This window comes from Bradyrhizobium zhanjiangense, assembly GCF_004114935.1.
Lineage (GTDB): Bacteria > Pseudomonadota > Alphaproteobacteria > Rhizobiales > Xanthobacteraceae > Bradyrhizobium > Bradyrhizobium zhanjiangense.
This window is the reverse complement of sequence record NZ_CP022221.1, coordinates 5,826,154-5,838,054: the sequence shown is the minus strand read 5'-3', so window position 1 is coordinate 5,838,054 and position 11,901 is coordinate 5,826,154. Positions and strand designations below refer to the sequence as shown.

General features: G+C 63.9%; 11 protein-coding genes. 6 read left to right on the top strand and 5 right to left on the bottom strand.

Annotation, left to right across the window (positions count from 1 at the left end; all coding sequences use genetic code 11):
- Positions 1–81 precede the first annotated feature (81 nt).
- The 5 genes from XH85_RS28065 to gntR all read right to left on the bottom strand — a co-directional run bounded on the left by XH85_RS28065 (position 82) and on the right by gntR (position 5,269).
- Positions 82–471, bottom strand: coding sequence for a GFA family protein (locus XH85_RS28065; RefSeq protein ID WP_128934401.1), 390 nt, complete (start codon positions 469–471; stop codon positions 82–84).
- 7 nt (positions 472–478) lie between these two features.
- Positions 479–1,225 carry an SDR family NAD(P)-dependent oxidoreductase gene (locus XH85_RS28060; protein ID WP_128934400.1) on the bottom strand — a complete coding sequence of 249 codons (747 nt, stop codon included), beginning with the start codon at positions 1,223–1,225 and terminating at the stop codon, positions 479–481.
- A gap of 123 nt (positions 1,226–1,348) precedes the next feature.
- Positions 1,349–2,080, bottom strand: a complete 732-nt coding sequence (locus XH85_RS28055; protein ID WP_128934399.1) for an SDR family oxidoreductase — start codon at positions 2,078–2,080, stop codon at positions 1,349–1,351.
- A 139-nt stretch (positions 2,081–2,219) separates the two neighbouring features.
- A complete protein-coding gene (locus XH85_RS28050) occupies positions 2,220–4,046 on the bottom strand; it encodes an IlvD/Edd family dehydratase (protein WP_091888523.1) in 1,827 nt (608 codons plus the stop codon).
- Between the two features lie 122 nt (positions 4,047–4,168).
- Complete coding sequence (gntR, locus tag XH85_RS28045) at positions 4,169–5,269, bottom strand: HTH-type transcriptional regulator GntR (RefSeq protein WP_128934398.1); 1,101 nt, start codon at positions 5,267–5,269, stop codon at positions 4,169–4,171.
- Between the two features lie 201 nt (positions 5,270–5,470).
- Here gntR and XH85_RS28040 point away from each other — a divergent pair, with 201 nt between their 5' ends.
- The 6 genes from XH85_RS28040 to XH85_RS28015 all read left to right on the top strand — a co-directional run bounded on the left by XH85_RS28040 (position 5,471) and on the right by XH85_RS28015 (position 11,898).
- On the top strand, positions 5,471–6,538 hold the full coding sequence (locus tag XH85_RS28040) for an ABC transporter ATP-binding protein (RefSeq protein WP_128934397.1): 1,068 nt from the start codon (positions 5,471–5,473) through the stop codon (positions 6,536–6,538).
- 42 nt (positions 6,539–6,580) lie between these two features.
- A complete protein-coding gene (locus tag XH85_RS28035; protein WP_091888517.1) occupies positions 6,581–7,900 on the top strand; it encodes an ABC transporter substrate-binding protein in 1,320 nt (439 codons plus the stop codon).
- Positions 7,901–8,000: 100 nt separating this feature from the next.
- A complete protein-coding gene (locus XH85_RS28030) occupies positions 8,001–8,918 on the top strand; it encodes a carbohydrate ABC transporter permease (protein WP_206732736.1) in 918 nt (305 codons plus the stop codon).
- Positions 8,911–9,837 carry a carbohydrate ABC transporter permease gene (locus tag XH85_RS28025; protein WP_128934395.1) on the top strand — a complete coding sequence of 309 codons (927 nt, stop codon included), beginning with the start codon at positions 8,911–8,913 and terminating at the stop codon, positions 9,835–9,837. Before XH85_RS28030 ends, XH85_RS28025 begins: the two co-directional genes overlap by 8 nt.
- 64 nt (positions 9,838–9,901) lie before the next feature.
- Complete coding sequence (gene denD / locus XH85_RS28020) at positions 9,902–10,888, top strand: D-erythronate dehydrogenase (protein ID WP_128934394.1); 987 nt, start codon at positions 9,902–9,904, stop codon at positions 10,886–10,888.
- Between the two features lie 23 nt (positions 10,889–10,911).
- Positions 10,912–11,898, top strand: coding sequence for a sugar kinase (locus tag XH85_RS28015; RefSeq protein WP_128937444.1), 987 nt, complete (start codon positions 10,912–10,914; stop codon positions 11,896–11,898).
- Positions 11,899–11,901: the final 3 nt, after the last annotated feature.

Genomic DNA, 11,901 nt, shown 5'->3' with positions numbered 1-11,901 from the left:
AGCTCAACATAGGGGGACCGGTTCCGAAATGCCACGCTGCAAACGGTCTGCCAGCAGCACGCCGCCGTGCCATCGCGCAATTTATGGAATCGTGGTCTGATACTGCGTCAAGCCGTCGTCGAGCTTCACCCAGGCGAGCTTTTCCGAGACCCAGATGTGCTCGGTCGGCGCGAAGGCGTTGCGATCATCGAAGGTGGCCAGCGCGACGCCGGCGAGCGTACCGTTGCGCCGCCAGGCGAATAGCCGCGTGCCGCAGCGCTTGCAGAACACGCGGTCGATATTCTCGGAGGAGGCGTAGCGGGCGGTCTCGCCCTCGACCGTCAATGCGCGCTGGTCGAACTGAGCGCGGGCGAAGTAGGGCGAGCCCATCGCCTTCTGGCAGGTGCGGCAATGGCAGATGCGGACATTGAGCGGCTCGCCCTCCGCCTTGAATCGCACCGCGCCGCACAGGCATCCCCCTTCCCGGATCATGATGTCCTCAATAGGTCGCGCGTCCGCCCGAGATGTCGAAGACGGCGCCGGTCGAGAACGCGCAGTCTTCGGATGCGAGCCAGCTCACCATCGCGGCCAGCTCTTCGACCTGCACGAAGCGCGCTTTCGGGATCTTCGACAGCATGAAGTCGATATGCTGCTGCGTCATCTGATCGAAGATCGCGGTCTTCGCCGCCGCCGGCGTCACCGCGTTGACGAGAATGTCGTGCGCGGCGAGCTCCTTGCCGAGCGACTTGGTCAGGGCGATCAGGCCGGCCTTGGACGCCGAATAGTGCGAGGCGTTGGGATTGCCTTCCTTGCCGGCGATCGAGGCGATGTTCACGATGCGCCCGTATTTCTGCTTGAGCATGGCGGGCACGATCGCCTTGCAGCAGATGAAGGGACCGTCGAGGTTGATGCGCAGCACCTTGCGCCATTCCTCGAGATCGGTCTCCCAGACCGGCTTGTTGACGCCGGCGATGCCGGCATTGTTGACGAGGATGTCGATCTTGCCGAAGGCGCCGAGCGTGGCATCGCGGGCCTGCTCGACCGCCGCGGTGTCGGTGACGTCGACCTTGAAGACGCGCACGCTGTCGCCGATCTCCTTCGCCGTCTTCTCGGCCAGCACGGCATCGAAATCCCAGATCGCGACCTTGGCGCCGGAGCTGACGAAGCGCTCGGTGATCGCGCGGCCAAAGCCCTGCGCGCCGCCGGTGACGACGGCGACGCGGCCGTTGAGATCGATCTTGTTCATCGAGAAATCCCTCTCTCTATCCCTCATGGTGAGGAGCGCGCACGCGGCGCGCGTCTCGAACCATAGAGCCCGTGGCCCATCCCTCGAGACGGCGCTGCCGCGCCTCCTCGGGATGAGGAGTGATCAGAGCATGTAGCCGCCGTCGACGACGAGGTCGACGCCGGTGGTGAAGGCGCTTTCGTCACTGCCGAGATAGACCGCCATCGCTGCGATCTCGTCGGCGGTGCCGAGCCGGCCCATCTTCTGGCGGGAGATGAACATCTCCTTGCCCTGAGGCCCCTGCGCGGCGGCGCGGTCGAGCATTGAGGGCGTCTCGACGGTGCCGGGGCAGATCGAGTTGCAGCGGATGCCCTTGGTGATGAAGTCGAGCGCGACCGCGCGCGTCAGCAGCGACACCGCCGCCTTCGACGCGCTGTAGACGTAACGGTTGGCCGGCGGCCGCAGCGCCGCGCAGGACGAGATGTTGACGATGCTGCCGCCGCCGCCTGCCAGCATCTCAGGCAGGAAGGCCCTGATGGTCCGGTGCATGGACTTGACGTTGAGGTCGAACGAGAAGTCGAAATCCTCTTCCGAGCACTCCAGGATGGTGCCGTGATGCACGAAGCCCGCCGCGTTGAGCAGGATGTCGATCTTGCCGACGCGCTTGGCAAAGGCGTTGACGTCGGCCGTGTTGCGGACGTCGAGTTTTGCGACTTCGGCGATGCCTTCCTTCGTCAGGCTCGCGATGCCGCTCTCGTTGATGTCGGTTGCGATGACGGTTGCGCCCTCACGCGCAAATGCGACGGCGCATGCACGCCCGATGCCTGCTGCCGCAGCCGTGACGACGGCGCGCTTTCCCTTGAGGCGGTCTGCCATTTTCTTGTTCTCCCTTGTGAGTTCGTCATTCCGGGGCGCGCCTCTTGGCGCGAGCCCGGAATCCATTATGCGACGAGTTCTATGGCCAGATGGATTCCGGGCTCGCGACTACGTCGCGCCCCGGAATGACAGTGCCTACTCAGTGATTATCCCGCGCCACACCAAACGTGCCGGCGACGTTCTGGTAGCGCGTGGCGAGCTCCATGCAGGCGCCGGTCGACTGCTGGCCGACCGTGTTGCGGTAGATCTCCTGCCACGGCGTCTGGTTCGGCGGATGCTTGAAGCCGCCATTGGCCTTGAGCTCGGCATGGCGCTTTTTCAGCTCCTCGTCCGAGATCAGGATGTTGGCGCTGCCCTTGTTGAGGTCGATGCGCACCTTGTCGCCGGTCTTCAGGATCGCAAGACCGCCATTGGCGGCGGCTTCCGGCGAGGCGTTCAGGATCGAGGGCGAACCCGAGGTGCCGGACTGGCGGCCGTCGCCGATGCAGGGCAGGGACAGGATGCCGCGTTTGATCAATGCCGCGGGCGGCTGCATGTTCACGACCTCGGCGCCGCCGGGGTAGCCGATCGGCCCGGTGCCGCGGATGAACAGCACGCAGCGCTCATCGATATCGAGCGAGGGATCGTCGATCCGCTCGTGATAATCCTCGGGGCCCTCGAACACGACGGCGCGGCCCTCGAAGGCATTGAGGTCCTTCGGGTTGCTGAGATAGCGATCGCGAAACTCCTTGGAGATCACGCTGGTCTTCATGATCGCGGAATCGAACAGATTGCCCTTCAGCACCAGGAAGCCGGCGTCCTTCACCAGCGGCTTGTCATAGGCCCAGATCACGTCGTTGTCGGGCGCGGGCGCATTCTTGCAGTTCTCGCCGATGCCACGGCCGTTGACGGTGACTGCATCCTCATGGATGCGCTTGTGCTTCATCAACTCGCGCACCACGGCCGGAACGCCGCCGGCGCGGTGGAATTCCTCGCCGAGATAGAAGCCGGCCGGCTGCATGTTGACGAGCAGCGGCACGTCGTGGCCGAATTTCTGCCAGTCGTCGATCGACAGCTCGACCCCGATGTGGCGGGCGAGGGCATTGATGTGGATCGGCGCGTTGGTCGAGCCGCCGATCGCCGAATTGATCACGATACAGTTCTCGAACGCCTTGCGGGTCAGGATGTCCGAGGGTTTCAGATCCTCCCAGACCATCTCGACGATGCGCTTGCCGGTCTCATAGGCGATCTGGCCGCGCTCGCGGTAGGGGGCGGGGATCGCCGCGCAGCCCGGCAGCGAGAAGCCGAGCGCTTCGGCGAGCCCGTTCATGGTCGAGGCAGTGCCCATGGTGTTGCAATGGCCGACCGAGGGCGCCGAGGAGGCCACGATCTCCATGAACTCTTCATAGTCGATCTCGCCGGCGGCCAGCCGCTCGCGCGACTTCCAGACGATGGTGCCGGAGCCGGTACGCTCGCCGGCATGCCAGCCGTTCAACATCGGGCCGCCCGACAGCACGATCGCGGGCAGGTTGACGGTCGCCGCGGCCATCATGCAGGCCGGCGTGGTCTTGTCACAGCCGGTGGTCAGCACCACGCCGTCGAGCGGATAGCCGTAGAGGATTTCGACCAGGCCGAGATAGGCGAGGTTGCGGTCGAGCGCCGCAGTCGGGCGCTTGCCGGTCTCCTGGATCGGATGGGTCGGAAATTCCATCGCGATGCCGCCGGCTTCGCGGATGCCTTCGCGGACGCGGTGCGCGAGCTCGATATGGTGGCGGTTGCAGGGGGAGAGGTCGTTGCCGGTTTGCGCGATGCCGATGATCGGCTTGCCGGATTGAAGCTCGGCGCGGGTGAGACCGTAATTCAGATAGCGCTCCATATAGAGCGCGGTCATGCCCGGATTATGCGGATTATTGAACCAGTCCTGCGAGCGAAGGTGGCGGCGAGCGCCGTTGCCGGCAGCATGCCCATTGGTTGGCTTTTTTGTCATTGGTCTCTCCTGCAATGCAAACGCACTGGCGTCCGTCTCAATGTGTCGGCTGGTGCGATGCCCAGCGGCGCGAGCGATGGTCGGCAGGCCCGCTGGCGGGTCATTTCCTCACAAATGCGATACTAGTCATGGCTACTTGGTAACGCTACCATTTTGTTCGCGGCGCCGGCGCCGGAAGCGGCCGACCTATTGTCCGAACGCCGCGACGACGAGCTTTGCCGCTCGATCACCTTGAAGCCGAGATCGAGCACCGGCTGCTCCGGCCGCCGTCCGTCGATCGCGTCGATCAGCATGGTCGCGGCGGTTTTTCCCATCTCGTAGCGGTTGGTGCGCACGCTGGTGAGAGTGGGGACGGCGGAGGCCATGAATTCGAGGTCGTTGAATCCGACGATCGCGATCTGCTCGGGGACCGCGATCTCCCGGCGCCGGCATTCGAACAGCACGCCGAGCGCGAGGTCGTCATTGGCGCAGAACACCGCATCGAGGTCGGGATCCCGCGCGAGGAGGTCGGTGAACAGGGCGCCGCCGAGCGTCACCGATGTCGGCGTCGCCGTCGTGACCACGAGGCGCGGCTCGAACAGCGCGGCGTCCTTCATGGCCGAGACATATCCGTCCAGCCGCCGCTGTACCCGCGGGTCCATCCGCGCGCCGACGAAGCCGATCTTGCGGTGACCTTGCGCGAACAGGTGGGCAACCGCCGCGCGCGCTGCATCATAGTGCGAAAAGCCGATCATCATGTCGATCGGATGGGGGCCGATCTCCATGATCTGCACGATCGGGCAGTCGGCGGCCTCCAGCATCGCGCGCGATTCCGCGGTCTGGTCGATGCCGGTGACGATCAGCCCGGCCGGCTTCTGCGCCAGAAAGAGGCGCAGCAGCTTCTCCTCCTGCAGGATGCTGTAGCGCGTGTTGGACAGTTGAATTGAGTAACGGCCGCCTTCGGAGGCGTCATAGATGCCGCGCAGCACGTCCGAGAACACGTTATTGGTGAGGGATGGGATCAATACACCGATCACCTCGGTGCGTTGCGAGGCCAGTGCGCGGGCCGCAAGGTTCGGCACATAGCCAAGCTCCTTGGCGGCGCTCTCGACCCGCGTCCGCTTGGCAACCGACAGCGCTTCCGGATTGCGGAAGAAGCGGGACGCCGTGATCGGGCTGACGCCGGCAAGCTCGGCGACTTCCGCCAGCCGGATTTTGCCTGACTTGGTGCGTTTTCGACCCATTTGTTGCTCTTAACACAGTCACGGTCGCAAACAAAGGAACGTTGACAGCGCTACCAGCAACGACTAACCAAAGACAAATTGCCAAAACCGCACAAACTGCCGACAATGTCGCCCGCTATTGATCGGGCTTCGTTCGGTGAAGTCTGAAAAACAAGACGGTCGCGGCGCGAGAGGCGCCGTGGACTACGAGGAGGGAGCTAGATGTCGTCTGTGCAAATCCGCGATGTGCGGAAATCGTTCGGCAACTTTGAAGTCCTGCACGGCGTGACGATTCCGATCGAGGACGGCCAGTTCGTCGTTCTGGTTGGCCCCTCCGGCTGCGGCAAGTCGACGCTTCTGCGCATGCTTGCCGGTCTCGAGAACATTACCTCCGGCACGATCTCGATCGGCGACCGCGTCGTCAACAATGTCCAGCCCAAGGAGCGGGACATTGCGATGGTGTTCCAGAATTACGCGCTCTATCCGCACATGACGGTGGCCGACAACATGGGCTTCTCGCTGAAGCTGCGGAACGCCAGCTCCGACGAGATCAACAAGCGCGTCAAGCGCGCCGCCGAGATCCTGGCGCTGTCGCCGCTGCTCGATCGCTATCCGCGCCAGCTCTCGGGTGGCCAGCGCCAGCGCGTCGCCATGGGCCGCGCCATCGTGCGCGATCCGCAGGTCTTCCTGTTCGACGAGCCCTTGTCGAACCTGGATGCCAAGCTGCGCGTCGCCATGCGCACCGAGATCAAGGAGCTGCATCAGCGGTTGAAGACGACGACTGTCTACGTCACCCACGACCAGATCGAAGCCATGACCATGGCCGACAAGATCGTCGTCATGCATGATGGCATCGTCGAGCAGATGGGCACGCCGCTCGAACTCTACGACAAGCCCGACAACCAGTTCGTCGCCGGCTTCATCGGCTCGCCCGCCATGAACTTCCTGAAGGGCCATGTGCGCGCCAACGGCGTTGCCACCTTCGAGGGACCGAACGGCGTCAAGCTGCCGCTCAAGAATGCGCCGACGGCGTCCGACGGCCGTCCTGCCGTCTACGGCGTGCGGCCTGAGCATTTCACCATCGCCGATGACGGCGCCGAGGCCGAGATCATCGTGGTCGAGCCGACGGGCTCGGAGACGCAGGTGTTCGCCAATGTCGGCGGCGAGCAGGTCGTCGCGGTGTTCCGCGAGCGCCACCAGTTCAATCCCGGCGACAAGGTGCGGCTGAAGCCCGACCCGTCGCTGGTGCATTTGTTCGACGAGGCGACAGGCAAACGCCTCAACGCCTAGCGCAAGACGTAAGACAAGAAAAAGCATCACAGGGAGGACGATATGCAAGACTTTACCCGCCGGACTCTGCTTCAGGGCGGAACGGCTCTGGCTGCAACCGGCATGCTGACCGGGCCGGCGCTGTTCGAGTTTGCGAAGGCCTGGGCGCAGAGCGCGCCCTGGAAGGCAGAGCCCGGCGCCAAGCTGACTGTGATGCGGTGGAAGCGGTTCGTGCCGGCGGAGGACGATGCGTTCAACGCGATGGTTGCGGCGTTCAAGGCCGCGACCGGCACGGAGATGAACGTGTTCAGCGAATCCTTCGAGGACGTGCAGCCGAAGGCATCGGTCGCGGCCAATACCGGCTCCGGCCTCGATCTCGCCTGGGGCCTGCACACGCTGCCGCAGCTGTTCCCGACCAAAGTGCTGAAGATGAATGACGTCGCCGATTATCTCGGCAAGAAATATGGCGGCTGGACCGATGCGGCCGCCAAGACGTGCAAGCTCGGCAACGACTGGCTGGGCATCCCCGTGGCGACGAACGGCGGTTACATGACCTACCGCAAGTCGGCGCTCGACAAGGCGGGTTTCAAGGAGTTTCCGAAGGACTTCCCCGGCTTCCTCGAAATGTGCAAGGCGCTGAAGGCGAACAACACGCCGGCCGGCTTCGCTCTCGGGCATGCCTCGGGCGACGGCAATTCGTGGCTGCACTGGGTGCTGTGGGGGCACGGCGCCTACACGGTCGATCAGAACGACAAGATCATCATCAATTCGCCGGAGACGGCGAAGGCGCTGGAATATTGCAAGGCGCTGTACGAGAGCTTCATCCCGGGTACCGCGTCCTGGAACGATTCCTCCAACAACAAGGCGTTCCTCGCCGGCGAGCTGTATTGCACGGCGAACGGCATCTCGATCTACGTGGCCGCCAAGACCGATCCGTCCAAGAAGGAGCTTACCGCGGACACCTATCACGCGCTCTGGCCGGTTGGTCCGGTCGGCAAGCCGACCGAGCTGCAGCTTGCGCTGCCGATCCTCGCCTTCAACTTCACCAAATATCCGAACGCGGCGAAGGCCTTCGTCGCCTTCATGCTGGAGAAGGAGAACTACGAGAAGTGGCTGGATGGCGCGCAAGGCTATCTGACGCAGACCTTGAATGCCTATGAGTCGGCACCGATCTGGACGGCTGATCCCAAGAATGCCGTGTTCTCGCAGGCCTCCAAGCGCACTCTGCCGGCATCCGGTATCGGCACGGTCGGCGAAAAGGCGGCAACTGCAATCGCCGATTTTATCGTCGTCGACATGTTCGCCAACTACTGCACCGGCGCCAAGGATGCGAAGGGCGCGATGGCCGAAGCCGAGCGCCAGCTGAAGCGCATCTATCGCTGACGGTCACGGGGCGGGCGGCCGTCCGGCCGCCCGCTCGTCAACATTTCGATCAGGGATATCGGGCATGGCTGATGTCGCAATTCCCCGGGCCAAGCCTCAGATGAGCGAGGCGAGCGCCTGGACCCAGCTCAAACACAATCGTAACTGGCTCGGCTTCTGGTTCATGGTGCCGGCCATGGCGTTCCTGATCTTCTTCCTGGCCTATCCGCTCGGGCTCGGCATCTGGCTGTCCTTCACGGACACGCGCATCGGCAGGGTCGGGCACTTCATCGCCACCGAGAACTACGAGTGGCTCTGGGACGATTCCATCTTCTGGCTGTCGGTGTTCAATACGCTGCTCTACACCTTTGTCGCCAGCGCTCTCAAATTCGCGATCGGGCTCTATCTCGCGCTGCTGCTCAACGAGCACATGCCTTTCAAGGCGATGCTGCGCGCGATGGTGCTCGTCCCCTTCATCGTTCCGACCGTGCTCTCGGCACTCGCCTTCTGGTGGATCTTCGACTCGCAATTCTCGATCATCTCCTGGTCGCTGAGGCATCTCGGCCTGATCAGCCAGAACATCAACTTTCTCGGCGACACGACCTGGGCGCGCATTTGCGTGATCTTCGCCAATATCTGGCGCGGCGTGCCGTTCGTGGCGATCACGCTGCTCGCAGGCCTGCAGACCGTCTCGCCGTCGCTCTATGAAGCAGCAACGCTCGACGGCGCCACGCGTTGGCAGAATTTCCGGTACATCACCTATCCGCTGCTGACGCCGATCATCGCTGTTGTGATGACCTTCTCAGTACTCTTCACCTTCACCGACTTCCAGCTGATCTGGGCAATGACCCGTGGCGGCCCGGTTAACGCCACCCACCTGATGGCAACCCTGTCCTACCAGCGCGCGATCATCGCCGGGCAACTGGGCGAGGGGGCCGCGATCTCCAGCGCCATGATTCCATTCCTGCTCGCTGCGATCATGGTTTCCTGGTTCGGCCTGCAGCGCCGGAAATGGCAGCAGGGAGAGAGCAATGACTGACCTGCCCACCAGATCCATCGATCTCAAGAACGTGCTGTCGGGCTCGGCGCCTACGGCCGATCACAGCGAGGGCATGAGCTATCTGCAGTCGGTGCCACGCAGGATCGTGACGCTCTATCTGCCGCTGGCGATCATCGTCTTCATCCTGCTGTTCCCGTTCTATTGGATGGCGCTGACCTCGGTGAAGCCCGACGAGCAGCTGCTCGACCTTGACAAGTACAATCCGTTCTGGACCTGGAATCCGACTTTCAAGCATTTCCACAAGCTGCTGTTCGAGAGCTATTATCCGCACTGGCTCTGGAACACGATGTACGTGGCGATCTGCGCCACGGTGCTCTCGATCGTCGCATCGGTGTTCGCGGCCTACGCTATCGTGCGGTTGCGCTACAAGGGCGCCAATCTCGTCGGGGGGCTGATCTTCCTCGCCTATCTCGTGCCGCCTTCGATCCTGTTCATTCCGCTCGCCACCGTCGTGTATCAGTACGGTCTTTTCGACTCGCCGCTGGCGCTGATTCTGACCTATCCGACGATCCTGATCCCGTTCTCGACCTGGCTGTTGATGGGCTATTTCAAGACCATCCCGTTCGAGCTCGAGGAATGCGCACTGATCGACGGAGCGAGCCGCTGGCAGATCCTGATCAAGATCGTCGTGCCGCTCGCAATCCCCGGTCTGATCTCCGCCTTCATCTTCTGTTTCACGCTGTGCTGGAATGAGTTCATCTACGCCCTGACCTTCCTGCAGTCGACGAGCAACAAGACGGTGCCGGTCGCGATCGTCAACGAGTTTGTGGATGGTGACATCTACCGTTGGGGTTCGCTGATGGCGGGAGCGCTGGCCGGCTCGCTGCCGCTCGTCATCCTTTACGCCTTCTTCGTGGAGCATTATGTGTCGGCGATGACCGGCGCCGTGAAGGAGTGATCGCGGGGCTTGCCGAGAATGCGTCAGGAGCGGCGCGCTCCGGCCAATATGAAGGAGTAGGCTCTTGCACATTCTGGTTCTGGGCGCCGCCGGCATGGTCGGCCGCAAACTCTGTGAACGGCTGTTGCGCGACGGTCGGCTCGGCAAGAGCGACATCACCAGGCTGACCATGCATGACGTGGTCGAGCCGAAGAAGCCGGAAAAGGCCGGCTTCCCTGTCGAGACCGTTTCGGGCGATTTCGCCGTGCCCGGCGCGGCCGAAAAGCTGATCGCCGGCCGCCCTGACGTGATCTTCCATCTCGCTGCGATCGTCTCCGGCGAAGCCGAGCTCGATTTCGACAAGGGCTACCGCATCAATCTCGACGGCACGCGGATGCTGCTGGATGCGATCAGGCTCGTCGGCGGTGGCTACAAGCCGCGCGTGGTGTTCACGTCCTCGATCGCGGTGTTCGGCGCGCCGTTCCCCGATGCGATCGGCGACGAGTTCTTCCACACCCCGCTGCTCAGCTACGGCACCCAGAAGGCGATCGGCGAACTCCTGCTCGCCGATTATTCGCGCCGCGGTTTCCTCGACGGCATCGGCATCCGCCTGCCGACCATCTGCATCCGCCCGGGCCTGCCGAACAAGGCAGCATCGGGCTTCTTCTCCAACATCCTGCGCGAGCCGCTGGCCGGTAAGGAGGCGATCCTCCCGGTGTCCGAGGACGTCCGCCACTGGCACGCGACGCCACGTTCCGCGGTCGGCTTCCTGCTCCACGCCGGCACCATGGACCTTGCCACTGTCGGTCCGCGCCGCAACCTCACCATGCCGGGCCTGTCGGCCACGGTCGGCGAGCAGATTGCGGCCTTGAAGCGCGTTGCGGGCGAGAAGGTCGCCGCACGCATCAAGCGCGAGCCGGATCCCTTCATCGTCGGCATCGTCGGCGGCTGGCCGCGCAATTTCGATGCGAAGCGTTCGCGCGAGCTCGGCTTCACCACCGCCGAGAAGAATTTCGACGACATCATCCGCATTCACATCGAAGACGAGCTCGGCGGCAATTTCGTCGCCTGATCGCGCACTGAGCGGGTCACATGATGGCGAGCGTTGCTTGCATCGGCGAATGCATGGTCGAGCTCCGGCAGGCCCAGGGCGGACATTCCACCGGATCGTCCGCGGCGCAAGGGCAGGGCGGCGGCCTGTACTCGCGCGGATTCGGCGGCGACACACTCAACACGGCGGTGTACCTGGCGCGGCTCGAGGTCAAGGTCGACTATCTCACCGCACTCGGTGATGACGCCCTGAGTGATGAGATGATGGCGGCCTGGAATGCCGAGGGCGTCGGCACGAGGCGCGTCGTGCGGCTGCCGGGCAAGCTGCCCGGCCTCTACATGATCCAGCTCGATGCAAAAGGCGAGCGCCAGTTCTTCCACTGGCGCGACAGCGCGGCGGCGCGCCAGCTGATGAGCCTGCCGGAGACCGACGAGCTCCTCAATTCGCTGATGAGCTACGACATCGTCTATCTCTCCGCGATCACGCTCTCGATCTACGACGCGCCCGGGCGCGAGCGCCTGTTCGCGGCGATCAAGCGCGCGCGCCTGCTCGGCACCCGTTTCGTGTTCGACACCAATTTTCGCGCGCGCGGCTGGCCGGACCGTGATGTCGCGCGCGAGGTGTTTGCCACAGCCTTCGCGGCCGCCGACATCGTGCTGACCTCGACCGAGGACCTGCTTGCGCTCTATCCCGGCGAGAGCCACGAGCAGCTGATGGCCCGCATCCCGTCTCCGGAGCTGGTGTTCCGGCTCGCCGAGCCGGTGAGCCTGTTGCGCTTTCCGGGGGCTACCCACGAGGTCCGCGCCGAGCCCATGACCAAGCCGGTGGTGGACACCACGGCCGCCGGCGACAGCTTTGCCGCGGCTTACATCGCCGCCCGGCTCGCCGGCTCCGAGCCGGTGGAGGCCGCCCAGGCCGGGCATCGCCTCGCCAGCCTCGTGATCTGCTATCCCGGCGCCATCATTCCGGGCTATGCCATGCCGCCGAAGAAGCGGCATCGGCCGGCGACCTCACGCCAGGCGACCAAGTGAAGA